The organism is Paenibacillus shunpengii, assembly GCF_042684905.1.
Lineage (GTDB): Bacteria > Bacillota > Bacilli > Paenibacillales > Paenibacillaceae > Paenibacillus > Paenibacillus shunpengii.
Genome location: NZ_JBHUMJ010000009.1, coordinates 1 through 25,525 on the forward strand (window position 1 = coordinate 1; position 25,525 = coordinate 25,525).

Annotated in this window: 23 protein-coding genes, 9 tRNA genes and 1 rRNA gene; 30 read left to right on the forward strand and 3 right to left on the reverse strand. The window is 45.4% G+C overall.

Annotation, left to right across the window (positions count from 1 at the left end):
• The first annotated feature begins 208 nt into the window (after positions 1-208).
• The 18 genes from rrf to yajC all read left to right on the forward strand — a co-directional run bounded on the left by rrf (position 209) and on the right by yajC (position 9,227).
• Positions 209-325: ribosomal RNA gene (gene rrf / locus ACFSVM_RS21205) — 5S ribosomal RNA — on the forward strand.
• 23 nt (positions 326-348) lie between these two features.
• Positions 349-424: transfer RNA gene (locus tag ACFSVM_RS21210), tRNA-Asn, on the forward strand.
• Positions 425-426: 2 nt separating this feature from the next.
• Positions 427-498, forward strand: a tRNA-Glu gene (locus ACFSVM_RS21215).
• Positions 499-521: 23 nt separating this feature from the next.
• Positions 522-594, forward strand: a tRNA-Val gene (locus tag ACFSVM_RS21220).
• Between the two features lie 10 nt (positions 595-604).
• Positions 605-678, forward strand: a tRNA-Met gene (locus ACFSVM_RS21225).
• Between the two features lie 11 nt (positions 679-689).
• A tRNA-Asp gene (locus ACFSVM_RS21230) sits at positions 690-766 on the forward strand.
• Between the two features lie 53 nt (positions 767-819).
• Positions 820-900, forward strand: a tRNA-Leu gene (locus tag ACFSVM_RS21235).
• Between the two features lie 9 nt (positions 901-909).
• Positions 910-981 (forward strand) — tRNA-Gly (locus tag ACFSVM_RS21240).
• 22 nt (positions 982-1,003) lie between these two features.
• Positions 1,004-1,083: transfer RNA gene (locus ACFSVM_RS21245), tRNA-Leu, on the forward strand.
• Positions 1,084-1,091: 8 nt separating this feature from the next.
• Positions 1,092-1,165: transfer RNA gene (locus tag ACFSVM_RS21250), tRNA-Pro, on the forward strand.
• 98 nt (positions 1,166-1,263) lie between these two features.
• Complete coding sequence (locus ACFSVM_RS21255; RefSeq protein ID WP_379264433.1) at positions 1,264-1,935, forward strand: BofC C-terminal domain-containing protein; 672 nt, start codon at positions 1,264-1,266, stop codon at positions 1,933-1,935.
• Positions 1,936-2,135: 200 nt separating this feature from the next.
• Positions 2,136-2,639, forward strand: coding sequence for a crossover junction endodeoxyribonuclease RuvC (gene ruvC, locus ACFSVM_RS21260; protein ID WP_047913334.1), 504 nt, complete (start codon positions 2,136-2,138; stop codon positions 2,637-2,639).
• Positions 2,636-3,253 (forward strand): Holliday junction branch migration protein RuvA, encoded by a 618-nt coding sequence (ruvA, locus tag ACFSVM_RS21265; RefSeq protein WP_047913333.1) that lies wholly within the window; start codon positions 2,636-2,638, stop codon positions 3,251-3,253. Before ruvC ends, ruvA begins: the two co-directional genes overlap by 4 nt.
• A gap of 54 nt (positions 3,254-3,307) precedes the next feature.
• Positions 3,308-4,312, forward strand: a complete 1,005-nt coding sequence (gene ruvB / locus ACFSVM_RS21270) for a Holliday junction branch migration DNA helicase RuvB (protein ID WP_047913332.1) — start codon at positions 3,308-3,310, stop codon at positions 4,310-4,312.
• A 219-nt stretch (positions 4,313-4,531) separates the two neighbouring features.
• Positions 4,532-6,649 (forward strand): SpoIID/LytB domain-containing protein, encoded by a 2,118-nt coding sequence (locus tag ACFSVM_RS21275; RefSeq protein WP_379264436.1) that lies wholly within the window; start codon positions 4,532-4,534, stop codon positions 6,647-6,649.
• Positions 6,650-6,656: 7 nt separating this feature from the next.
• On the forward strand, positions 6,657-7,685 hold the full coding sequence (gene queA, locus ACFSVM_RS21280; RefSeq protein ID WP_047913331.1) for a tRNA preQ1(34) S-adenosylmethionine ribosyltransferase-isomerase QueA: 1,029 nt from the start codon (positions 6,657-6,659) through the stop codon (positions 7,683-7,685).
• Between the two features lie 22 nt (positions 7,686-7,707).
• Positions 7,708-8,847, forward strand: coding sequence for a tRNA guanosine(34) transglycosylase Tgt (gene tgt, locus ACFSVM_RS21285; protein WP_047913330.1), 1,140 nt, complete (start codon positions 7,708-7,710; stop codon positions 8,845-8,847).
• A 71-nt stretch (positions 8,848-8,918) separates the two neighbouring features.
• Complete coding sequence (gene yajC, locus ACFSVM_RS21290) at positions 8,919-9,227, forward strand: preprotein translocase subunit YajC (RefSeq protein ID WP_047913329.1); 309 nt, start codon at positions 8,919-8,921, stop codon at positions 9,225-9,227.
• 107 nt (positions 9,228-9,334) lie between these two features.
• On the opposite strand, the gene ACFSVM_RS21295 is transcribed toward yajC, so the two are convergent.
• Positions 9,335-9,724 (reverse strand): TIGR04086 family membrane protein, encoded by a 390-nt coding sequence (locus ACFSVM_RS21295; protein WP_047913328.1) that lies wholly within the window; start codon positions 9,722-9,724, stop codon positions 9,335-9,337.
• 166 nt (positions 9,725-9,890) lie between these two features.
• Between ACFSVM_RS21295 and ACFSVM_RS21300 the strand changes: the two genes are divergently transcribed.
• Positions 9,891-10,652, forward strand: a complete 762-nt coding sequence (locus ACFSVM_RS21300) for a YetF domain-containing protein (RefSeq protein WP_379264440.1) — start codon at positions 9,891-9,893, stop codon at positions 10,650-10,652.
• An 18-nt stretch (positions 10,653-10,670) separates the two neighbouring features.
• On the opposite strand, the gene spoVB is transcribed toward ACFSVM_RS21300, so the two are convergent.
• Complete coding sequence (spoVB, locus tag ACFSVM_RS21305) at positions 10,671-12,254, reverse strand: stage V sporulation protein B (protein ID WP_379264442.1); 1,584 nt, start codon at positions 12,252-12,254, stop codon at positions 10,671-10,673.
• 222 nt (positions 12,255-12,476) lie between these two features.
• Here spoVB and ACFSVM_RS21310 point away from each other — a divergent pair, with 222 nt between their 5' ends.
• The 6 genes from ACFSVM_RS21310 to ACFSVM_RS21335 all read left to right on the forward strand — a co-directional run bounded on the left by ACFSVM_RS21310 (position 12,477) and on the right by ACFSVM_RS21335 (position 19,126).
• A complete protein-coding gene (locus ACFSVM_RS21310; RefSeq protein ID WP_047913325.1) occupies positions 12,477-12,737 on the forward strand; it encodes a post-transcriptional regulator in 261 nt (86 codons plus the stop codon).
• Between the two features lie 131 nt (positions 12,738-12,868).
• Positions 12,869-14,119, forward strand: a complete 1,251-nt coding sequence (gene secD / locus ACFSVM_RS21315) for a protein translocase subunit SecD (protein ID WP_076313568.1) — start codon at positions 12,869-12,871, stop codon at positions 14,117-14,119.
• On the forward strand, positions 14,109-15,020 hold the full coding sequence (gene secF / locus ACFSVM_RS21320; RefSeq protein ID WP_076313488.1) for a protein translocase subunit SecF: 912 nt from the start codon (positions 14,109-14,111) through the stop codon (positions 15,018-15,020). The genes secD and secF overlap by 11 nt, the downstream gene beginning before the upstream one ends.
• Before the next feature lie 85 nt (positions 15,021-15,105).
• On the forward strand, positions 15,106-16,053 hold the full coding sequence (locus ACFSVM_RS21325; protein WP_090725107.1) for a cation diffusion facilitator family transporter: 948 nt from the start codon (positions 15,106-15,108) through the stop codon (positions 16,051-16,053).
• A 125-nt stretch (positions 16,054-16,178) separates the two neighbouring features.
• The gene (recJ, locus tag ACFSVM_RS21330) at positions 16,179-18,584 is read left to right on the forward strand and encodes a single-stranded-DNA-specific exonuclease RecJ (RefSeq protein WP_076313486.1); all 2,406 of its coding nucleotides are present in this window, start codon (positions 16,179-16,181) and stop codon (positions 18,582-18,584) included.
• 29 nt (positions 18,585-18,613) lie between these two features.
• Positions 18,614-19,126 carry an adenine phosphoribosyltransferase gene (locus ACFSVM_RS21335; RefSeq protein ID WP_047913322.1) on the forward strand — a complete coding sequence of 171 codons (513 nt, stop codon included), beginning with the start codon at positions 18,614-18,616 and terminating at the stop codon, positions 19,124-19,126.
• Positions 19,127-19,239: 113 nt separating this feature from the next.
• Here the strand turns inward: ACFSVM_RS21335 and uraA are convergent, their stop codons facing one another.
• Positions 19,240-20,526, reverse strand: a complete 1,287-nt coding sequence (gene uraA / locus ACFSVM_RS21340) for a uracil permease (RefSeq protein ID WP_090725110.1) — start codon at positions 20,524-20,526, stop codon at positions 19,240-19,242.
• A 319-nt stretch (positions 20,527-20,845) separates the two neighbouring features.
• Here uraA and ACFSVM_RS21345 point away from each other — a divergent pair, with 319 nt between their 5' ends.
• The 5 genes from ACFSVM_RS21345 (at position 20,846) to ACFSVM_RS21365 (ending at position 24,924) form a co-directional block, all read left to right on the forward strand.
• Entirely contained in the window at positions 20,846-23,023 is a 2,178-nt protein-coding gene (locus ACFSVM_RS21345) for a RelA/SpoT family protein (protein WP_076313484.1), read from the forward strand.
• A gap of 15 nt (positions 23,024-23,038) precedes the next feature.
• A complete protein-coding gene (gene dtd, locus ACFSVM_RS21350) occupies positions 23,039-23,482 on the forward strand; it encodes a D-aminoacyl-tRNA deacylase (RefSeq protein ID WP_090725112.1) in 444 nt (147 codons plus the stop codon).
• Positions 23,483-23,574: 92 nt separating this feature from the next.
• The gene (locus ACFSVM_RS21355) at positions 23,575-23,742 is read left to right on the forward strand and encodes a hypothetical protein (RefSeq protein WP_179085549.1); all 168 of its coding nucleotides are present in this window, start codon (positions 23,575-23,577) and stop codon (positions 23,740-23,742) included.
• Positions 23,743-23,909: 167 nt separating this feature from the next.
• On the forward strand, positions 23,910-24,416 hold the full coding sequence (locus ACFSVM_RS21360) for a type 1 glutamine amidotransferase domain-containing protein (protein WP_047913318.1): 507 nt from the start codon (positions 23,910-23,912) through the stop codon (positions 24,414-24,416).
• A 70-nt stretch (positions 24,417-24,486) separates the two neighbouring features.
• Positions 24,487-24,924, forward strand: coding sequence for a hypothetical protein (locus tag ACFSVM_RS21365; protein WP_076313482.1), 438 nt, complete (start codon positions 24,487-24,489; stop codon positions 24,922-24,924).
• Positions 24,925-25,525 lie beyond the last annotated feature (601 nt).

A 25,525-nucleotide genomic window follows, 5' to 3' on the forward strand; every position in this document is an offset into this window, starting at 1 on the left:
TGAAGCGAATGCTTCGAAGGTGAATCCGAATACTTTCTCGGGGCCCGGAACAAAACCGGGTAAACAAAGATTCTAACATCGCATATTGTTTCGTATCTAGTTTTCAGGGAGTAAATTCCTTGTAAAGATTTGAAGCTGCATGTCCTTTTTAAGGATTGATATTTTGCTGGTGATGATTCGCCGAAGATATCACAGCGCAAAAATCATGTTTGGTGGCGATAGCGGAGGGGTTCCACACGTACCCATCCCGAACACGACCGTTAAGCCCTCCAGCGCCGATGGTACTTGGACCGCAGGGTCCTGGGAGAGTAGGACGCCGCCAAGCTGAACTATTATTTTATTACATATTCCCTGATAGCTCAGTTGGTAGAGCACTCGACTGTTAATCGAGTTGTCACAGGTTCGAGTCCTGTTCGGGGAGCCAGCGGCCCGTTGGTCAAGGGGTTAAGACACCTCCCTTTCACGGAGGTAACAGGGGTTCGAATCCCCTACGGGTCACTTTCTTTTAAACTTTACATAATGGAGACTTAGCTCAGCTGGGAGAGCATCTGCCTTACAAGCAGAGGGTCGGGGGTTCGATCCCCTCAGTCTCCATTCTTAATATCGCGGGGTGGAGCAGCTCGGTAGCTCGTCGGGCTCATAACCCGAAGGTCGCAGGTTCAAATCCTGCCCCCGCAATTGATTTACGTGGAACTGTGGTGTAGAGGCCTAACATGCCTGCCTGTCACGCAGGAGATCGCGGGTTCGAATCCCGTCAGTTCCGCCATTTAAATCTTTGATAAGTAGTTGGTTCGAGTCGATATGACTCTCCATATATATGCGCGTGTGGCGGAATTGGCAGACGCACTAGACTTAGGATCTAGCGTCTTTGACGTGGGGGTTCAAGTCCCTCCACGCGCATCCTATTAAGCGGAAGTGGCTCAGCGGTAGAGCATCGCCTTGCCAAGGCGAGGGTCGCGGGTTCGATTCCCGTCTTCCGCTTTTTCTTTTTTTTACAAAATAGGCCGGTGTGGCGGAATTGGCAGACGCGCGCGACTCAAAATCGTGAGGGAAACCGTGGGGGTTCGAGTCCCTTCACCGGCATTATTTATCGGGATGTAGCTCAGCTTGGTAGAGCACCTGGTTTGGGACCAGGGGGTCGCATGTTCAAATCGTGTCATCCCGATTCATAAATAGGTTATCGCTTAGGCGGTAACCTTTTTTGTATATATTTATTGAATTCCGGTCACACTTAACAAAAAAGTGTGATAGAAGGGGATTCCATTGATTTTTTTTCGACGAAAAGATAAAGATAAACGATTCAAACGACTTAAACGAACTTTCTGGACGCTTACCATGTGTTTGCTTCTCGCGGCTATGGCTATCGGAGGGCTTCCGTTATCACAAACATTGCAGTCTTTATTGACTATGCCGGACAGTGTGGAGGTCATTGGGAATCATATGACGTTTATGAAAGAGTCTGACCCCTCACAGGAAGTGCTTATCAACAAGCTTGAAGGTACAGAGCAGGTAAGAGAAGTCGCCTTGGAGAAGAGTTATATTTGTGGCGTGGAGACCATATCTCTGGGAATATTTGATACCGCTGAAATGGTCTCCATGATTAAGCAGCATCCCGATTGGAGCGGTCGCTTGGAACAGGACCGACTTATACTGAATGAACAGATTCATGATCTATCTCCAGAATGCAGAGAAAATGCATTTATGGGAGTAGACCCTAATGGGAATTTGATACTGTACCAAGGTGAACCTGATGAAGAGAAGGTCATTCGTACTTTTTTTCAGCTGGATGTAGGGACGATGGAATCCTCTCTCCCAGAGGGAGTCCTAGAGCAGCTCCACAAAGGAATTCGCATTCAGGATGTTGATGAATACAACAGTGTTTTATCGACTTTTAGCGATTATGCAGTTGCACCAGTCGGGAATATTGTAAGATGAATATATTTCTGAATAATTTAATATGCAGTTAATTGAAAGAGAGGGCAGTGAAAACTGCCTTTTTTGTGTTTGTTATGTTCGAAATTTCACGAAATTGTAGGAGTTTTCGTCGAAGTGCAAACTTTTTCGTTCTATGCCTTGAACATTTGATATAATGATTAAACGATACATATGTTCGCAGATGTTAAGGAGAGATGGTTTTGCGCTTTTTAGGAATTGACCCTGGGATAGCTATTGTAGGGTTTGGCTTCGTGGATAAAACAGGGAACAAATTAACACCTGTACAATACGGATCGATACAGACAGAGGCACACACGCCTGATGAGGAACGACTACTACATGTATATGAAGCTATGTGCCAATTGATAGATAAATATAAGCCGGATGCAGTTGCACTGGAAAAATTGTTTTTTAATCGAAATGTAACTACAGCGATGTCAGTAAGTCAAGCGAGGGGAGTGCTGGTGCTTGCGGCTACGCAGAGGGGACTGCCTATAGCTGAGTACACACCGATGCAGGTTAAGCAGGCTATCGTTGGCTACGGTAAGGCAGAGAAGAAACAGGTTCAGGAGATGGTTCGGATGTATCTCAAGCTGCAGACCGTCCCTAAACCGGATGATGTCGCGGATGCCTTGGCTGTGGCTATATGTCATGCCCATTCCTATACACTAAATTCGAAGTTAAATGAGGTTACGAGAAAATGATAGATTATATTAAAGGGCCTGTTGTCATGATTGAAAATGATTATGTGGTCATCGATGTTCAAGGAATCGGCTATCAGATTTTTTGCCCGAACCCTTTTGTTTTTGCTAAGCAGGAAGGAACTGCTGTAACGGTGTATACTCATCATCATGTGAGAGAGGACGCAATGCTGTTATACGGTTTTTCTACGCGTGAGGAGCAGCAGCTTTTTCGTAAATTAATTGAAGTCTCCGGGATTGGTCCGCGGGTAGCACTGGGCATCCTAACTGGAGGTACACCAGATCAGCTGATCGCGGCCATTCATCAGGAGAATATTACGTTTCTTACGAAGCTGCCGGGTATCGGTAAAAAGACGGCTCAGCGGATGATACTTGACCTGAAGGACAAGCTTGACGGATTTGGAGGTGCCATGTATGCTACCGGTCTATTCGCACCGAATGTGGCGGAAGAAGGGGATGGCTCCTACTGGTCAGAGGCACGTGAAGGCTTGAAGGCACTTGGATATACAGACAGCGAGCTGGATAAGGTATGGCTCAAGATGAAGAATGAGACAACTGCTGAGGATACAGCAGATCTTTTGATGAAAAAGGCACTCAAAATGTTGTTTACTGGATAAAAAAAGCGGGATATCTCCGCTTGTTAATGCTTGAAGCAGAATAGAGGGATAAATATGGATGAACGGATTATATCCGCCAATCTGATGATGGAAGATCACGCGGTGGAGCTAAGTCTGCGTCCCCGCTATTTAAATGAGTATATAGGGCAAGATCAGGTCAAAGAGAACCTGAAGGTATACATTGAAGCTGCCAAGATGCGTAACGAGGCGCTGGATCATGTGCTATTGTACGGACCTCCGGGTCTTGGCAAAACGACATTATCCAACATTATCGCGAATGAGCTGGGTGTTAACCTTCGGACAACCTCAGGACCTGCCATTGAACGGCCGGGTGATCTGGCTGCGCTCTTAACCAATCTGCAGGAAGGGGACGTTCTCTTTATCGATGAAATTCACCGATTGCATCGTTCCGTAGAAGAAGTGCTGTATCCGGCTATGGAGGATTTTGCTCTTGATATTATGATCGGAAAAGGACCGAGTGCGCGTTCTGTGCGACTGGATCTTCCTCCGTTTACATTGGTAGGTGCTACTACACGAGCAGGACTGCTATCAGCACCGTTACGAGATCGTTTCGGAGTAATCAGTCGTCTTGAGTTCTATACCGTGGACGAGCTGACTTACATTGTATCTCGTACAGCGGATTTGCTCGGTATTGAGATTGTTGGCGATGCTGCCGAAGAGATTGCACTTCGTTCAAGAGGAACGCCTCGAATTGCGAACAGATTGCTGAAGCGTGTGCGTGATTTTGCTATGGTGCGGGGAGATGGAATCATTACTTCTGCTTTGGCAGAGGAAGCTTTAAAAAGATTGCAAATTGATCCGCGTGGACTTGACGATATAGATTATAAGATGCTGAAGTCGATGGTTGTGAGCTTCCGGGGCGGGCCTGTCGGACTGGATACGATTGCAGCAACAATAGGTGAAGAAAGTCAGACCATTGAAGATGTCTACGAGCCTTATCTGCTTCAGATTGGATTTCTTCAAAGGACACCTAGAGGCAGAGTGGTAACACCTGCGGCATACGAACATCTTGGTATTCCCATGCCAACAGATAAGTAAGAGTTTGACCTAGAGTAAGACATGTTCATAGGCAATAATGCCCCGCTGCTGGAGAACTGGCCATGTATTTCTGCTGCATATCTTATATCAAATGATGCTCAAAGTGTTGGATAAGTAGAACAAATCTACAGGTATAATTGTACAGCCAGAGAAACGATATGAACATTATGCAATGGAGAGGGAGTCTTTTGCACCAACATGGGGGAGGAGAATAACTAAATGTACCGAAGAACAAAGTCGAGCGAGCGTCGTCTGCATTGGTTACAGGGGGCGAAGCTCGCTGTAGCAGCGGCAGTGGTAGCAGGAAGTCTTTACATGCCGTCATATGCTGATGCATCGGAAGTTGATACGATTCGTGTTGCCATGTTTGCTGATCTAGGCAGCACGTATAAGTCAACCACGCCGGCAGTTACCATGCAAACAGCAGGTAATGGGTCTGCTGGAATAATAGGCAGTAACGGATATGAAGCATGGATCACACTTTCAAATGCTGACGAGGTTCGATTCAGCGTTGACGGATATCGTGTGAAAGTATTCGAAACCAATGAGTTTGCCAAAGCGGCAGCGATCACTAAGGCTCTGCAGAGCACAGCTGACAAACCGATAATGTATTCTGCTTCTAAGAGCGGTAAGACCGTGTATCAGGTATATGCAGGAAATTATAATACGCTGAGTCTGGCTGAAGCGGCTTCTTCACGTATAGCCCAGAATAACAGCACTCTGTTAAATGGACAAAAGCCTGCGGTGAAGGGAAGTAAACATAGCTCTGTCGGTGTCTATGCTTCCAAGGCGGCAGCTGACAAGGTACGCAGCACAATTACGGCTGAAGGATTGGATGCGTATACTGTGCTGCAAGCTACGGGTACAGGAGCTCCTGAATATGCAGTTTGGATCGGTGAAGAGACGACAGATGCACTGCTCACTTCAGTGGAAAAAGCAGTAAAACAGCAGCTGCCCCAGCTTACCGTGACTCCGGTCTCTCCAAATACCAAGGCAATTATAATTCGTGAGGATACTACGCTGAACCTTGCTTCACCAGCGGCGCGGGATCATTATATCGTCAGTGGAAATGATGCTAAGCTCGTGCTGGACGGAGGAGATGCAGGTATTCGCGTTACGGAACGATCAGCGAGAACCTATCGTGGTGATTTTGAGATTAGCACCTATAACGGTCAATTGGCATTGGTTAATGAGCTGCCGCTTGAGCAATATCTCTACTCTGTCGTGGGAACAGAGGTGTATACCTCCTGGCCGGAAGAGACATTGAAAGCCCAGGCTGTTGCTGCACGGAGCTATGCTCTATATCAGGGCAATCGATTTACAATAGCCAATGTTGTAGATACGACACTTAGTCAGGCCTATAACGGGATCGGAGCAGAGCATGAGCGTGTTACACAGGCCGTTAATGCGACAGCAGGTGAAGTCCTGAAGAGCGGCGGCAAGATTATTGAAGCCATCTTCTCCTCTAATGCAGGCGGAACAACGGCTGATCCTTCGGAGGTATGGAACGGCGGCGGCAACCTATTCGCTAGTGTGGCAAGTCCTGGAGACCAAGCAGCACAGCAAGGTACATACGAGTGGTATCATGTGCTGCTTACGGATGGCAAGACAGGCTACGTAAGGGAAGACAATACCAAATTGCTGGAAGGCACGACGGCAGCAGGGCTTCCAAAGCTGACAGTAACGGCTCAGAATACGAATGTGCGAAAAATTCCATTAATTCAATCGACTGTCAACCCAATAGCTCAATTGAATCCGGGAACCGAAGTCGTCGTTCTGGGTAAGGTTAATGAATCGGGAAGCTTCAGCTGGATGAGAGGTCCTTTCACTTCCGCAGAGGTCGTTGCGATGCTGCAAGGGAAGGTGAACACAGCTGTACCGTCTTCGATCACGAGCCTTGAAGTTACGGAACGAGGGCCATCAGGCCGGGCTTTAGAAGTACAGGCGAACGGTCAGGTGCTTGGTGTGAAATATGGTGATGCTTATCGGTCTGCATTTGGCAGCTTGCCAAGCACATTGTTTGATATTACGGATACCGGAAGTTATACTGTACTAGGTGCAAATGGACAAACCGCGGAGAAAAAAGGTTCCGGCGGTGCTCATGTCATTTCGGCTTCAGGAACCTCATCCTACTCAGGCAATTCAATGGTCGTTATGAATGGCGAGGGAGATGCGCGAGCTGTAAGCAAGACTCAATCCTTCCTATTTAACGGACAGGGCTACGGTCATGGATTGGGCTTGTCTCAATGGGGTGCCAAGGGAATGGCAGATGAAGGGTATGATTACCAGTCTATTTTGAAACACTATTATCAGAATGTAATTATTGTTAAGGAATGACGAACTTATGAATGTAGATATGTATGATTTTGAACTACCCGAGTCTCTGATTGCTCAAACGCCGCTTAAAGAGCGCAGTGCATCACGGCTGCTTACGCTCAATAAAGAGACGGGTGAGATGGAGCACCACACTTTTACGGATATCATAGATTTTCTTAACCCAGGCGATACCTTAATACTTAATGATACGAGGGTTATACCCGCCAGATTGTTTGGTATTAAAGAAGACACGGGTGCCAAGGCAGAGGTTCTCCTGCTGCATAATCTTGGGGAAGATCGCTGGGAAACGCTCGTTAAGCCGGGGAAAAAGCTGAAGAAGGGAGCCGTCATCCGTTTTGGTGAAGAGTTGTCCGCTACCATTGAGGAAGAGAGTGATATGGGTGGACGAGTTATTCGCTTTAGCTATGATGGTATTTTCCAGGAAATACTGGATCGCTTAGGGCAGATGCCACTTCCTCCGTATATTAAGGAGAAGCTGGAGGATAAAGAGCGCTACCAGACGGTATATGCTAAGCATGAAGGCTCTGCAGCGGCTCCTACAGCAGGACTTCACTTTACTAAAGAGCTTCTTGCAAGAATTCAAGACAAAGGGATCTCCATTGGATTTATTACCCTTCATGTAGGGCTTGGAACGTTTCGCCCCATGTCGGTCGATGTCGTAGAGGAGCATGTCATGCATGCGGAATATTACTCCTTGAATCAAGAAACAGCAGATCTGATCAATGAGACGAAAAAACGTGGGGGACGCGTTATCGCGGTGGGAACAACAAGCTGCCGGACTCTCGAAACCGTTGGAACTCAGCTTGAAGGTAAAGAGCTCACAGCCAGCAGTGGCTGGACAGATATATTTATGTACCCTGGGTATGAATTCAAGGTTGTAGATGCTTTAATTACGAACTTCCACCTTCCTAAGTCAACACTTGTCATGCTGGTGAGTGCTCTTGCTGGTCTTGAGAACATCATGACTGCCTACAAAGAGGCAGTAAATCAAGAATATCGTTTCTTCAGCTTCGGAGATTCAATGTTCATTTACTAAGATAGAGGATGAGAATAATAAAATGTCAGCAGCAATTACTTATGAACATATAAAAACTTGTAAACAATCAGGCGCACGTCTGGGACGAGTTCATACTCCGCATGGTGTGATTGAGACTCCTATTTTTATGCCGGTAGGAACCCAAGCCACAGTTAAGACAATGAGCCCAGAAGAGCTCAAAGAGATGGAGGCTCAGATTATACTGAGCAATACCTATCATCTATTCCTGCGTCCAGGGCACGATATCGTGCGCGAAGCAGGGGGCCTGCATAAATTTATGAACTGGGATCGTCCTATCCTAACGGACAGCGGTGGGTTTCAAGTGTTTTCCTTGAGTGAAATGCGTAAAATCACCGAGGAAGGTGTACACTTTCGTTCGCATCTAAATGGAGATAAAAAATTCCTCTCTCCTGAGGTTGCGATGGAGATTCAGAATTCTCTAGGCTCGGATATTATGATGGCTTTTGATGAATGTCCTCCTTATCCTGCAGACTATGAATATGTCAAGAGATCACTCGAAAGAACGAGCCGCTGGGCAGAGCGCTGTCTTGAGAGTCATGCAAGACCTCATGACCAAGGATTATTCGCGATCATACAGGGTGGAATGCATGAAGATTTGCGTAAACTAAGCGCTCAGGATTTGACTTCCATGGATTTCCCGGGGTATGCTATTGGTGGACTCAGTGTGGGCGAGCCCAAACATTTGATGTACCAAGTTTTGGACTATACAGTCCCATTGCTTCCGGCAGACAAGCCGCGTTATTTGATGGGGGTAGGTTCTCCGGATGCATTGATTGAGGGAGCCATCCGAGGCGTGGATATGTTTGATTGTGTACTTCCTACTCGTATTGCACGTAATGGAACAACAATGACCAGTCAAGGCAGACTAGTGGTTCGTAATGCGAAGTATGCCCGTGACTTCAGTCCGCTTGATCCTGAATGCGATTGCTATACATGCCGGAATTACTCCAGAGCATATCTACGACACTTAATTAAGGCAGACGAAACGTTTGGCTTGCGTCTTACAACGTATCATAACCTGCATTTCTTATTGAATTTAATGAAGAAAGTGCGTCAGGCGATCATGGATGACCGTCTGCTAGATTTCCGTGATGAGTTCTTTGAGCAATATGGACTTCATGATAATGACAAAGGGTTTTAAATCAGGGGAATGTAGCTTATAAGCGGTACTTGATGATAAGGTATGTGAATTTGTGAAAGGGGGGAAAACAGATGATAAATGCTCCATTACAAGCAGCAGGCGGTGGCGGTCTTCAGCTCATCATTATGATGGTACTTATGTTTGCGGTGTTCTATTTTCTTCTGATCAGACCGCAGCAAAAAAGACAAAAAGAACATAGAAATTTGCTGAACTCCTTGAAAAAGGGAGATAAGGTCGTAACCATCGGCGGACTTCACGGTGTAATTACAGAAGTAACGGACGATACGATCGTATTGCGTGTAAACGATGTCACTAAATTGACATTTAACCGCAGCAGCATCAGCTCCGTCGTTCCTAGAGAAAGCGAAGAAACAGCATAAGCTTCTGCCTTAGAAAAGAGTGATATGATGTCCTTAACAGGACTGAGCATTGCCTCTAAAGCTAAAGAAGTGAGAAAGGACTCCATTCAGGAGTCCTTTTTTTGAGATCATCTTTTTACATTGACACCGAATATGCCGCCCAAGGCAGAGACGATAAATGCAATTGCCCATTGCAGCAAATCATATAGTTGAATCGAAGAATTAAGTGCGAGAAATCCGATAACAAAGACGAGAAGACCGTAGACAGCTCCTGTAATACCACCATGATACCATCCGCGTTCTCCTGATTTTTTTCCTGCAGCAAACCCTCCAAACAAAAGGGCAATGGAATGAACTAAATAGGTATAGAAGGATAAGTCTTGCTCTCGCATACCCGTCAGCCACAGAAAGAGAGACAATACCAGGGCACCAACAAACATCCAGATAAAAGCAGTAATCAATCCTGAGAGCAGCGGGCTGTGAATACGAATGGAAAATACGCGGCGTACGAAATCCATACAGGAAACCTCCTTGATCGGCTGTAATTAATACATTCTATGGCCAAGCTATACGGCTTAAGAACTCATTTTCCATTAATTAAATGGAATGGCACTCATGAACTTCGGTCAACCTATCCATTACCAATGTCCACATTTGACCCAAAGCTACAGGGAGGCCTGGATCATGATCGATCATGTCGTGCTACATATACTGCGTACTGTGCTCATGTACTGTATTGCTGCTTTTGCAATTCGTTTGATGGGCAAGAGAGAGATAGGAAAGCTGTCTGTTTTTGATTTGGTCATATCCATCATGCTTGCAGAGATTGCCGTCTTCGCGATAGAGGATGTGGAAAGACCTCTATATGAAGGCATCGTGCCGATAATAACCCTCATTATTCTGCAGGTTAGTCTCGCGCTCCTCGGGCTCAAGAGCAGATGGTTTCGTCTTGCTGTCGATGGTAAACCGGTCATTCTCGTGTCGAATGGGAAACTGCAGCGTGATGAGATGAAGAGACAGCGTTATAATCTCGATGATCTCATGCTGCAATTGCGTGAGCAGAATGTTGATAATATCGATGAATTACAGTTTGCCATTCTAGAGACAACAGGTAAGCTGTCCGTCATTCCAAAAGAGAAGAAGCCGGATGAGCGACACAAGCAGTCGCAGAAAAGCCTGTTTTCGCATATGAGCGAAGCTGCTGAAGAGTTGGATCAGAACAGTATTAATCTGACGAATATCCGATACGAGGCACTGCCGCTTCCACTTATTATGGATGGGAAGGTGCAGGATGCGAATCTGGATATGATTCAGAAAAACCGCTTCTGGCTGAAGAATCAAATCCAAGAGCACGGTATAAAAGATTTCAAAGAAGTTTTTCTATGCTCGATTGATCATAAGGGCGAGATTTACGTGAATGCTAAAAAAGACAGCTCTAAAAAATAATTGAAAATATGCAGCAAACTATTTACGTGGTGATATCCATGAGCCGATAAAAGGAACACGGGATAAATCGTGCAGATCAATTAATCGGCAGGCTGCCATCACTGCTAAATAAGCGATAAGACCTATGAAGCTGGAAACTATAAATTGTAAGAAGGATAAATGGGTCCAGGGCAGATGAAGGAATAAATACTGTGTTAGCCCGGCCATAATTACCATACCTGCGGCCACTTTAATAAGATCAAGCCAGCGAAAACGAAAACCAAGCAGTTGTCTCAAACTTTGGCCGTGCAGCAGAGTGACGATGAGAGAGTTAACACAAATAGCGATGACGGCTCCGTATATGCCATATTCAGGTCTTGAAGCCAGCGTAAGGATAAGGGTGATCTTGATAACAGCACCGATTGTGGTGTTAATGAGTGCTCTTCCTGGCCGATCTAAAGCTTGTAATGCTGCCTGAAGTGGTGCCTGTACATAGATGAACAGAGCAAAAGGAGTCATGGTCTTGAGCATGTTGGCAATGGAGCCATCGTCGTATAGCAGCCGGCATAGAGGTTCTGCGAGCACAAACATCACGACGGCAAAGGGTCCCCCGGTAACGAGCGCAAGTCTGAGAGATTGATGTAGTCTCTTATGAATGGTTTTATAATCTTTTCTTGCGGCTGCCTCGGATAAGGAAGGCACGAGGGATGTCGCCAGTGATGATGTGAGCGCACCTGGCAGCAGCAGCAGAGGGATGACCATTCCTTGAAGTGCTCCATATTGTGCTGTAGCCAATGCCTTGGTCAGCCCTGCAAGAGCGAGACTTTGAGCCGTAACGATGGTCTCCATTAAGTAAGACAATGAACCTACTAGGCGCCCGGCTGTAACGGGAATGGAGATGGCCATCAGTTTTTTGAAGATTGATTTTTGTTGCCCCTGACTCTGTTTAGTGGGTGCCGAAGAAGGGAGAGAGGGTAAGGATTTCCCTGTTTTCCTGTGCTTCTCATGCTGCCAGAGGAGCACAATCATACCGATCAGTTCACCTGCGACCGCGCCCAGCATGGCTCCTGCTGCCGCATATTCGATACCCCGAGGGAGCAGAAGATAGGAGAACCACAGCACACATAATATTCTCATGAGCGTCTCGGCAATGGATGAAGCAGCAGAGGGAATCATGTTCTGCTTACCTTGGAAATATCCTCTGTACACGGACGAAACTGCGATGATGAGAATCATGGGGGTCATGCTCACAAAGGTATGATATACTCGCTCATCCGTTAGAATGGTGCTCGTTACCCATGGTGCAAAGATAATACATAAGGTAGTGAATAATACGCCCAGCGACAATGTGAACAAAAGACTGACTCGAAGAATTTTTTCGGATGTGCCGTTATTGCCTAACGATTCCGCTTCAGCAACTAGCTTGGCAATCGCTAAGGGAAGGCCCCCAGTAATCAAAGTTACAATGACGATAAAAAATGGATAGCCTTGCTGGTATAGACCAACCCCCTCAGCTCCAATGACTCTGGGCAGTACGATACGGGGAATAAATCCAAGGATACGATTGATAATGCCGGCTGCAAGTAGAATCATGGTTCCTTGGATGAATGTTTGTTTTTTCATAAATGGATTTCCCTCTTCCCCTGGGTTAATACGATTTCCTGTGTCTGATGGACTGGCTCTTAATAAATGGATATGCCAAACCTGTCCCATCTCATGACTAGGAAGTTTGCCAATTATGATATTTCCTGAATATAACAGCCTTCTAATCCTGAATCAGGCAGGAGTATAGCGGGTATAAGACGAATAAAGGATTATGGAAGGTCTAAAGGAGGACTGAAGCAGATGGATTCCACAATTGAAGAAATGGATGGACAGGAGCTTGAAGAAGCCATCGAGCTGTTATGCTGCAGTAAGGCTGAGGAACTTCGGTTGGTAGGATATGAGCATGTAACCAGTAAGGATGTGTGGAATTGTATTAGTCATAAATATGAGAAACACGGCGTTCCGCAGCTGCATCAGCTGGTTAACGATATTTTATCGCTGAAGGCAACCAGCTTTATGAATTACATGACGCTGTCCGCTTATCGAGGTTCCTCTTTCTAATTGGAAGAGGGATTTTTTTGTTTCCGAAATAACGGTTCGCCCGATGCCTTTTTCATATAGGAAAATTGACTGAGATTTCCTGCATAGCTATAATAGGAATATTGAGAATGAAGGGGGATAAAAGTGACGGCATGAAGAGAGCTATCAGTTTCATTCTGGTCGTGCTAGTGACCGCCGGCGTTATGGCTTTTACAAGCCCAGGTCTGCTTAACAATATACGCCTCGGCCTCGATTTAAAGGGAGGCTTCGAGATTTTATATGAAGCTGAGCCGCTGGAAGCAGGACAAGAAGTCACCAGAGAATCACTTACTCAGACGGCGAAGAGTCTCGAGCAACGTGCAAATGCGTTAGGAACAAGTGAGCCTGAAGTAACAACAGAAGGTTCGAACCGGATTCGCTTGAAGCTTGCTGGGGTTACGGATGAGACCGAGGTACGCAGCAAGATGAAGGAGCCGGCTGTTCTGACGTTCCGCAGTGCGCAGGATGGGGACGAGCCCGGCGAGTACAGCAAAATTGAACTCAGAGGTAATGAGTTTGTCGAGAACGGCGCCTCTGTTGTATTTGGCAGCCTAAATGAGCCTATGGTGGACATTCAGGTGAAGGATAAGGAGAAATTCGCAGAAATTACGGAGCGTCTGCAAGGTCAAGAGCTTGCCATTTATCTGGATGATGAACTGTTATCTGCACCCATTGTTCAGCAAGTATTGACCGATGGCAAGGCACAGATCACAGGCAGCTACACACGGGAAGAAGCGAACCAGCTTCGAGACACCATCAATCTTGGAGCGCTCCCACTGAAGCTGACAGAGAAATACTCTCAAAGCGTAGGTGCTTCACTTGGACAGCTGTCCCTGGAACAGACAATTAAAGCCGGGATTGTTGCATCCGTCTTTATTTTAATATTTATGATCGCTTTATATCGTATACCTGGGATTGTAGCAAGCTTTTGTCTCATCGTGCATACATGGCTTGTTCTGCTTATTTTTTATTGGGGAGATTTCGTTCTCACCTTGCCAGGGATTGCGGCCTTCATTCTGGGGATCGGGATGGCGGTTGACGCCAATATTATTACTTATGAACGGATTAAAGAAGAGCTTCGCAGCGGAAAGAGCGTCATGTCTGCTGTTAAGTCCGGTGAACGGATCTCATTCCGTACGGTAATGGATTCGAATGTGACCACGATTATTGCAGCTGGTGTTATGTTCTGGCTTGGTACCGGAGCAGTCAGAGGCTTCGCAATCGTTCTGATCATAGATATTGTAACGAGTATTCTTACGAATATCTTCTTCTCCCGCTTCTTGCTGAACTTGCTTGTCAAAGCAAAACTGATTAAGAAGCCTTCTTACTTCGGCGTGAAGGAGAGTGAAATTCGTGCGCTTTAATTGGGAATTTGATTACATCAAAATAAGTAAATATTTTTATACGTTTTCCATCGTCATTACTTTGCTTGGGATATTAAGCCTTGCTGTCTTCGGACTTAATTATGGCGTAGATTTCCGATCTGGCTCGAATGTGGACGTGACTGCGTCCAAAACGATTACAACGGAAGAAATTGAACCTGTCCTTGAAGAGCTGGGGCTGGCAGATGACGAGCCTGCCATTTCTGCAGGTACAAGCCAAGTGAATATTCGTTTTTCTTCGGTGCTCAATGAAGAACAGGAAGCTAATTTGAAGTCCGCTTTTAATGAACAAATTGACCCGGAAGCGTCCTTTGAAGTCAACACCGTTGATCCGGAAATGGCCAAAGAGCTGGGACGCAATGCAATTTATGCCGTACTGATTGCAAGCTTGGGCATTTTGATCTATGTTACCATTCGGTTTGAGTGGAGATTTGCTGTAGCTGCAATCGTCGCACTGCTGCATGATGCATTTGTCGTTATCAGTATTTTCTCTTTATTCAGATGGGAAGTAGATCTGACCTTTATTACGGCAGTATTAACCATTGTCGGTTTCTCCATTAATGATACGATCGTTGTGTTTGACCGGATTCGAGAGAATTTGAGATTTGCTAAGACCAAGACAAGTAAAGATGTGAATGAGGTTGTAAACCGAAGCATTGCACAGACAATGACTCGTTCATTGAATACGACAATTACCGTATTTATTGCATCACTGTTCCTATTCCTGCTGGGCGGCGAATCGATTCGCATGTTCTCACTGGCTATGGTGATTGGTCTTGTCTTCGGTGCCTACTCGTCTATATTTATTGCAAGCCCGCTCTGGGCCATTCTTAAAAATAAACAAAAGCCAAAAACAAACAATCCTGCGAAGTCGGCTAACTGACTTCAATGGTAAAACAATGAAAGCCGCGTCTGAGTAAGGCGCGGCTTTCGAATCTAACCGTCTAACGTGTAGAGGGGGAACACGGATGACCACTGATTATATGGAAAAAATGAACAGGTCTCGTTTCTGGACTAGTATGCTCGGAAATATGGGACTTACGATATTAAAAGGCAGTGTAGGTTATATTTCGGGAAACAAGGCACTTTTGAGCGACGCAATATACTCCGCAGGTGAGGTCTCTACACTTATTACACATCGGTTCGGTAACGCTGACAAGGAACCCATCATAGAATCCTCTACAAGCCGCACGGTTCGATTCGGAGAATTTCTCGCACTGATCATTCCTTTGCTCGTTATATTAGGTGCAATGCAAATTGCTTTCTCTTCGATCTATGTTATGGTGGCAGGAGATCTTGAACCGCCGCAGCTGATGGTCTTAATCATCGCGTTTGTTGCTTTTGTTGCAAGAGAGATATGGTTTCAATATGAATGGAGACGCAGCTACAAGGATAAAAGAGCCATACATATCATGGGCCGTCATCACCGTTTAGCTCTATATAGCTCTATAATCGTCCTTACAGGCATCACGCTTGCTATGATCGGTAAAGAAATGGATTACTCTTTGCTTCTATACAGTGAACCTGTTGCTGCGCTTATCACATCCGGAATCGTAATCTGGAAGGGATATGAGCTGCTCGCAAGCTATTTCTTGGGCCGCAAAGATAAGGAAGTTCGACAAGATACCTATGATTACATGGAGACAGTTCAGCGTGTACATGGTATTGTAACGGTTGAACAGATTAACGCCTACGAGCGGACGAGTGGTATCTATGTAGATGTGAGAGTGACCGTAAATCCAAGAATGAGCGTTGCTGAGGCACAGGAAACGTCAGAGCGTGTCAAGGTTCTGCTTACAGGAAGATTTGAACAGGTTACAGAGGTCAGCATAGAAGTTCTGCCGTATCTATCAGAGTATCCATATAAGAGTAATTATGAGCTGGCTGAACGCGAGTCTACTACTTTGCTTCAGTGAACAAACGGCCATTGTATATAAGCAGCTGTTACTTTGGATACAAAAGGTTTGTGGCGTGCTGGATAGATTGAACTATGGATTAATGATGCCAAGTTCATTCTGTATAGAAAGAAAGGTGATTTACAGTGCTTTATTCGAAATATCAATGGAATATGCCGAAGCATGATGAGGAAGAAGTACAGAAATTAGCTGATGATCTAAACATATCTCCCCTGATGGCTAGACTGCTTGCTAATCGAGGCTTAGGTAAGATAGATGATGCTTCACACTTTTTAAATGCTGGTGCGGGGTCCATGCATGATCCCTATCTGTTAAAAGGAATGAAGGAAGCAATACCTCGCATTAAGGATGCGCTGGATCAGCGTGAACATATTTTAATATATGGCGACTATGACGCCGATGGAGTCTCTAGTACCTCGCTGATGATTCATTTAATGCGCAGACTCTCTGCCTCTTACGATATATATATTCCCCATCGTGCTAATGAAGGCTATGGCCTTCATAATCATGCGCTGGACTGGGCTCATCAACAGGGAGTTACATTAATCATCACGGTAGATACAGGGATAAGTGCGGTAGAACAAATTGCTTATGCAAAAGAGCTCGGTATCGATGTCATTGTCACTGACCATCACGAGCCTCCTGATGTATTACCGGAAGCCTATACATTAATTAACCCCAAGCAAAAAGATTGTCCCTATCCTTTCAAAGGCTTAGCTGGTGTAGGGGTTGCTCTTAAGCTTGCCCAAGCGATTCTGGGAGATGTACCGAAAGAATGGATGGAAATTGCAAGCATCGGCACGATAGCGGATCTAATGCCGCTTACAGATGAGAATCGAATCATTGTAAAACAAGGTCTCGAATCGATGAAAAATTCGGCGTATCTTGGGATTCGTGCTCTCCTTGAGATCAGCGGAGTTGAACTAGCAACCGTCAATTCTGTTCATATCGGTTTTTCAGTAGGTCCCCGCATTAACGCTAGCGGCAGGCTTGATCATGCAGGCAGGGCTGTTGCCCTATTAACAACCGAGGATCAGGATGAAGCTGTAAGGCTTGCTGAGGAACTGGATCTGCTGAATCGGGAGCGTCAGCAGGTGGTGCAGCAAATGACCCAGCAGGCTGTCGAGATGCTGGAGCAGAAAAAAGCCTCCAAAGGTCACCTTCCGCATGTCATCGTCATTGCAGGAGAGGGCTGGAATCCAGGTGTTGTCGGGATTGTAGCTTCAAAAGTGCTGGAACGTTATTATCGTCCCACACTAATCCTGGGCATCGATCCAGAGACCGGCAAATGTAAAGGCTCTGCCCGGTCGGTTCCTGGGCTCGACATCTATGAGGCACTAACTGCTTGCAAGGATGTCATGGATCATTATGGAGGTCATCCTGCGGCTGCAGGTATGACGCTGCATCGTGATCAACTGACACTTTTTGAGGAGCAGCTGAATGAGTACGCAGAGAGAACGATGCAGCCTGAGCATTTTATCCCGGTGAAGGATACAGATGGAGAGTGCAGCCTAGGCGAGGTACCTCTGTCTGTCATTGAGGAGCTGGAGCTGCTTCAGCCATTTGGCATGGATAATCCTACGCCTAAATTCGTGATTCGAAATGTGAATCTGGTCGGCATCCGCAAGATGGGGAAAGATCAGTCTCATTTAAAGCTTACGCTAGAACAAGATGGTCAGCTTATTGATGCTGTTTCATTTGGGAACGGCATATATGCAGACTATCTTCCAGAGGGCTCTGCACTTGAAGTGATGGGCGAGCTGCAAATCAATGAATGGAATGGCTCCAGGAAGCTGCAGCTGATGCTGGACGATTTCAGATTTCCTGAGCACCAGGTGTTTGATTATCGGGGAAGCAGGGACCCAGGACGCGAAATCGAGCGATTCATACAGCAGCTGGGCAGCCGGGCTCAATCACCGTCAAGCATCAGCGGAGTGCTTGTTCATGAAAAAAATATATTTGGTCTAGAAAACCAATTGAATGAAAAGGCTATTTGGGTATATGATAGGAAGGTTGGAGTCGTTCCGAAGAACGACTTAGCGTTAGAATTTGAGGGAGAGCAGCTGGATAATCTGTTTGTTCTGGATACCCCCGAAACTGCCGAGCAATTAACAGCGATGCAAAGCTTGATCAAGAGAACGGGTAATGTTATTCTTCTTCACGCCCATGTACATCGAAGCGAGAGATTGCAGCGATTTACGCGTGATGATTTTAAACGTATATATGTCCTTATATCCAAATGGGGACAAGAAGCTGTACCGGAAAAAGGAATGATGGAGGCACTCAGTCGTCAGTGCGGATATTCTGTAAGGATGATCTCCAAAGTGATGGATGTGTTTGAGGAGCTGTCATTCATTGAACGAAATTCTGGTACAATAACATTCGTGAGGAATCCTTCCAAGCAAAATTTGATGGATTCCCGAAACTACCAGGCTATTGAACAGCTCGTTGATATGGAACATGCGATGTTCGATTTGGCAGCGCCCCAACTGATGCAATGGATGATGACTCACATGAAAGGTGCATCCTAAGCATTTATTTATTTTAGGAGGAGATTATTTTGGATTTTAAAGATTACATTCGGGTTATTCCTGATTTTCCGCAGCCCGGAATCAGCTTCAAGGACATTACAACACTGCTGAAGGACGGAGAAGTGTACCGCAAAGCGGTAGATGAAATCAAGCAGCTTGTATCTGATTTGAAAATTGACGTGATTGCGGGCCCGGAAGCACGCGGTTTTGTTGTTGGAGCGCCGCTTGCTTATGCGCTGGGTGTTGGTTTTGCACCTATTCGCAAGAGCGGTAAACTACCAGGGGAAACGATTGAAATCGGATATGATCTCGAATACGGTAAAGATCAATTAGCGATGCATACGGATGCCATTGAAAAAGGCCAAAATGTACTCATTGCTGATGATTTGCTCGCAACAGGCGGTACCATTGCGACTTCCGTAAATCTAGTTCGTCAGTTGGGTGGAAACGTAGTTGGCGCTGCATTCCTGATTGAACTCGAAGAACTCAAGGGTAGAGATAAACTTACAGATGTGAATGTGTATTCACTTATGAAATACTAATCTCCCGTTTCCCGGGAAATATTTTGACGAATAAACGTCAGATGATTGAAAAAAAGGTGATCAGCTATAGCTGATCACCTTTTTTTCGTTCGTATGTGTATGTTGTGTATATCTTAGTGAGCGGACTCATCCTCACGTTCATTCATCCAGCCCAGTTTTTCGAAGAGATAGAACAGCAGCGCAGCAATCATACCAACAATCGTGGCAAGTGCCATACCTTTTAACTGTACGGTTCCTATCTCAAGGGTAGCACCGCTGAGCCCTGTAACGAATACAAGTGTAGTCAGCAGCATGTTTTTGGTTTTGGAGAAATTAACTTTTTGCTCGACAAAGATTCGGAAGCCGGATGCGGCAATGATCCCAAACAAGAGAAGGGATACGCCTCCCATTACAGCGGTCGGAATGTTGGCGACAATAGCGGTAAACGTTCCTGAGAACGAAAGTATAATGGCGATAATCGCAGCCCCTCCGATAACGAATATCGAGTAAACGCGAGTTAAAGCCATGACACCGATATTTTCCCCATAAGTTGTGTTGGGTGTAGAGCCAACGAATCCAGATATCACTGTTGAGATGCCGTTACCCAGCAGGGAACGATGAAGCCCAGGATCTTTGGACAGATCCTTGCCTACGATGCTGCCTGTAACGAGCAGGTGACCGATATGCTCAACGATAACGACCAAGGCTACCGGTACAATCGTAAAGATTACCCCCATATCCCAAGTAGGAGTCGTTATTTCTGGCGTTTTAAACAGGCTTGCACTTGAGAAGCTGGCTGTATCGACTACTCCCATAAAGAACGCAAGCAGATAACCTGCCACAATACCGATCAGAATATGAATGATCTTCGCAAATCCACGAAATAGAATGGAGCCCAGCACGGTTACACCAAGAGTGACCATGGATAGTGTGATTGTGGTTGCATCCGGGGACCAACCCTCTTCCGTGCCAACAAGTCCTGCCATTCCTGCTGCGACTGGAACGAGTTCCAGTCCGATTAGAGCCACAACAGCTCCCATCACTGCCGGGGGAAAGAGCACGTCCAGCCATTTTGTGCCGGTATATTTAATAATCAAAGCAACAAGACAGAAGATAATACCCGTGACAATAAACGCGCTGAGGGCCATGGAATACCCATTATCCCCATGTTGTCCTAATACCACTCCCACAGGTGCAAGAAAAGCAAAGCTGGAGCCAAGGTAGGCAGGTATTTTTCCTTTACATATAAAGATGTAGAGAAGGGTCCCTATACCATTCATTAATAGGATCATCCCAGGGTCGACACCAAAGATGTTAGGTACCAGTACAGTGCTGCCGAACATGGCAAACAAATGCTGAATACTTAATAGTAGACCTGGTCCTACAGGGAGCTTCTCATTAACTCCGATTTCACGCTGCAAAATTGTTCACTCCTCAAAATAAAATCGTACATAATCGTTAGATGTAGCCTCTGCAATCCTTAATAGATTATACAGTTTTCCGACATTTTTCAATGAATTTCTTTTCATATCAGTTCTGTGGTTTGACACGCTTTCATAGGGGAACTAGATGCCTATATATTATAGTTGGTGAAAAAGCATAACTTGTCATCTAATGACGACGGTTGACGTAGAAGCAGGTAAGCGTCATAATATTATAAAATCACTTTTTCGGGGAACCTGTGTAGATGTAAGATCGGCGGGTTCCATTTTATTATAGAAAGGAATCGGACAAGATTAGATGGGCATAGAGCAATTACTGGAAAAGGCTGGAGCCTATATCAAAGAACCCGAATTAACCCGGATCCGTGAAGCCTATGACTTTGCTGAGAAAGCTCATCACGGACAGACGAGAAAATCGGGTGAACCGTATATATTGCACCCGCTGGCTGTTGCAGATATCGTGGTGAACATGCAGATGGACAGCATATCAATCATTGCTGCCCTGCTTCATGATGTCGTTGAAGACACTACGGTATCACTGGACGAGATCAAAGAGAAGTTCGGAGATACATGTGCCATGCTGGTGGATGGTCTGACGAAGCTGGAGCGTATTAAATTCCGTTCAAAAGAGGAGCAGCAGAACGAGAACTACCGAAAGATGTTTATTGCGATGGCTCAGGATATCAGGGTCATTGTCATTAAACTGGCGGACCGTCTCCACAATATGCGTACGTTGAAATTTCAGTCCGAAGAAAGTCAACGCCGTATTTCGTATGAAACCTTGGAGATCTTCTGTCCGATTGCCAACCGGCTCGGGATCTCGGCGATTAAGTGGGAGATGGAGGATATTGCACTCCGTTATTTGAACCCGCAGCAGTACTATCGTATTGCTAACCTGATGCACAAGAAGCGTGCAGAACGCGAGCAATATATTGATAATGTCATTGATCGGATATCCGACAAGCTGGGTGAGATGGGAATTCAGGCCGATCTGTCCGGACGCCCTAAACATATATACAGTGTGTATAAGAAGATGACGAGCAAGAATAAGCAGTTTAACGAAATTTACGATCTGCTCGCTATTCGAATTATTGTTGATAATATTAAAGATTGCTATGCTACCCTCGGAATTATCCATACCTTATGGAAGCCGATGCCTGGAAGATTCAAAGATTATATTGCGATGCCCAAAGCCAATATGTATCAGTCTCTGCATACGACCGTAGTAGGTCCAAAGGGAGAGCCGACCGAGGTTCAGATTCGTACTTGGGATATGCACCGCACAGCAGAGTTCGGTATTGCTGCCCACTGGGCGTATAAGGAAGGCGGAGGCAATAATTTAGAGGACAGCATTACGTTCTTCAGAGAGATTCTTGAGCTGCAAAATGAAGCGAAGGATGCTTCAGAGTTTGTAGAATCCTTGAAGATGGACTTTTTCTCGGATCTTGTATTTGTGTTTACTCCAAAAGGTGAAGTCATTGAGCTTCCTGCAGGCTCAGTGCCTCTTGATTTTGCTTACCGGATTCATACAGAAGTAGGTAACCGTACGATTGGAGCTAAAGTTAATGGACGAATTGTACCACTGGATTATCAGCTCAAGACCGGCGATATAGTTGAAATTTTGACTTCCAAGCATTCGTATGGTCCTAGCCGTGATTGGTTGAAGATTGCGCAATCTTCTCATGCACGCAGTAAGATTAAACAGTGGTATAAGAAAGAAAAACGTGAAGAAAATGTCGAAAAAGGTCGAGATAGCCTTGAACGTGAGCTGAAACGGATTGGCCTCGAGCCTTCTCAATGGCTTACGGATGACAAATTGCAGGAGGTCTGCAAACGTTTCGCGTTTAACGATATTGACGATATGCTGTCTGCGATTGGCTTCAGCGGTATTACTGCATCCCAAATCGTGACACGTCTGACAGAGAAGCTCCGGAAAGAGCAGGAGGAAGCAAGCCTGCTTGAGCTTACGACAGAACGCAAGGAAATTAAGGCCGCTCCTGAGCGAAAGGCTCAGCATACCAACGGTGTTAAAGTCAAAGGCATTGATAATTTGCTTGTGCGATTTGCACGCTGCTGCAATCCGGTGCCAGGTGACGAAATTGTAGGGTATGTTACGCGCGGGCGCGGGGTTTCTGTCCATCGTACCGATTGCCCGAATCTTCCGTCATTAGACCTCGAAGGGGAAGAAGCGGCACGTGTGATCGAAGTAGAGTGGGAGAACGAGAATGAAACGGCGAGCTACAGCGTCGATATTGAGATTACTGGACATGATCGGAATGGGCTGCTTAATGAAGTACTTCAGGCCGTGTCCGAAAGTAAGACGAATATATCTGCTGTTACGGGGCGTACAGATAAGAATAAGCTTGCTCAGGTTCATATGACCATTCTGATTCGGAATACGGATCATCTGCAATCGGTTGTAGAGCGAATTAAGCGAGTTAAAGATGTATATTCTGTACATCGGATTATGCAATAAGGAGTACAGATCAACATGAGAGTGGTATTGCAGCGCGTAAGCGAAGCGAAAGTAACTGTAGATCAAGAGATTGTCGGTCAGATAAATAGAGGATTTATGCTGCTTGTTGGTATAACGCATGAGGATACACTGAAGGATGCTGACTATTTGGCCGAAAAGATCGCCGGTTTGCGTGTGTTTGAGGACGAAGCCGGAAAAATGAACAATAGCATTATGGATGTCGGCGGTGCCATCCTATCCGTGTCGCAATTTACGCTGTATGGAGATACACGTAAAGGAAAAAGACCGAACTTCATGGCTGCGGCAAGGCCTGATGTGGCAGAGCCGCTGTATGCGTATTTTAATGAGCAGCTTAGAAGCAAGGGGCTTATCGTTGAGACAGGGAAATTTGGAGCGATGATGGATGTTGCGCTGAATAATGACGGCCCTGTGACGCTGATCTTGGAGAGCAAGGTCTAACTCGACTTCGTAGGTTTACATCAGATTAATTCCATAGACACCGGGACATACTAGGTAATGAATAAGCCTAGTGAGGACGGTGTCTTTTTGGTATGCGACAATCTCTAAAGCAAATGAACATGAATGTGTCTATGCTGCTTCTGCCGGGAAGTGTACCCGAAGCCATGCATTTGGCCAATGTAGCAGCAACCAAAACAATCTCGTTGTATGAAACAACATCAACAGATAAGCCGGTCAGAATCCGGTTGCCGCGATCTTAGAGCTATTTTCTTGGAGAACTTCTCTCAAGGAGATAGTTTTTTTCATTTGATGACTTATAAATTGAATTTTTATGGATATAGAGATTTTTGCGGTGGATGTTATAAAACAGGTCATTCAGGGTAATGAATACTCGAGGCGCTATTGCCTTGAAAGGAGACGATAATCAATGAGTAAAGTAGCATTTTTGTTAGCAGACCAATTCGAAGACTCGGAAATGAAAGTTCCCTACGATGAGGTAAAAAAAGCAGGACATGAAGCCGTGATTATCGGCCTTGAAGCAGGAGCTACCGTGAAAGGGAAACAAGGAAAAGAAGAGTACACAATTGAAAAAGCCATTACGGAGGTCAGTGCAGCTGATTATGACGCCGTCGTCATTCCGGGTGGATCTTCACCAGAAAATCTTCGTTTGAATGATCAAATTCTGACCTTCGTTACCGAAGTCAATCAGGCGAAGAAGCCAATTGCAGCGATATGCCATGGCCCGCAAATTTTGGCGAGCGCGGATCTGTTGAAGGGACGTACCGTTACTTCTTATCCACCGCTTAAAGACGATATGATCAATGCTGGTGCTGAATTCCGTGATGAGGAAGCCGTTGTAGATGGTAATTTCATTACATCCCGTACACCTGAGGATGAACCTGCATTTGTACGAGAAATACTAAAAGCGATATAAAATGGAGCCGACTTTCAATGTCGTGCTTCAGAACACAATGAACTAACTATTTTAATAAGGAGGGTTTGTCATGTCGAAGAGAATACAAGCGTATTTCAGAACCGAGGATGATGCAGAAGGTGCCAGAATCTCCCTACATGCGTTTGCTACAGAGCAATTGGAGGTAGGTGAACTGGATTCTTCCATAGGGAGATCAAATCGAATTCTCATTCCTCTTGTTCCCTATAACAACGTAGGGGGGGTTAATACAACCGGTGCTGTAGGCACAGCAGCTGGAACACAAACGGAGGGTATAGTTCCCGTTGTGTCAGATCGTAATCCGGATGAACCAACAGCGGCAGATCGCAATGGAAATCGGGAAGGCGGGCTGCTGAATGCGGAGGATGTATTTACTGACGACTATGACAACCTCCATTATGTATTATCTGTGAAGGTAAAGGATGAAGAATACGAGGAAGTCGTAAACAAAATTCGCTCTAAAGGCGGATATGTGGAAATAGATGAGTAATCTTTAATGATATATGCAAGAGCAAGCTTTTACAGAAGGATTGATGCGGAATCCGCAGGAACGTTGTGTAACGGTTTATGGAATGAGACATTTTAGACCAAGCTAGTTAAAGCGCTTTCAAAATTGTAATACACTCGTAATATTAACAACATCAATTATTAATATATGCTGTTTATAATAACAGCATGACCCCCTTTTTTAATATATACTTTGAACCTACAAACCGTTTTTGTAGGTTTTTTTCTGTCTTTTTTCTGGAATTAGTTTACCTCGCATGTTATTTTCTTTTGTAAAATGCTTGACTTTAATGTATGGGTTCATTACAATCGAACAATAATATAAGGATATATAATGTGATTTGATGACAGGACCAAGTACTCCGTGCCCCACATGCTTAGAGATGAATCCCTTAGGCTGGAAGGATTCTCATGATGACCGGACGAATGACTTCCTCGAGAACGGGCGGCGAAAGCAATGGGTGATTAGCCGTACCGCGCTGGCGAGCGTTACACGCCTTAAGCGAACGAAGGATTAGCAGTAATCTTTGTTCGGAATGTGGGTGGTACCACGGTAGATATGCTTCTAGCAATCTCTCGTCCCT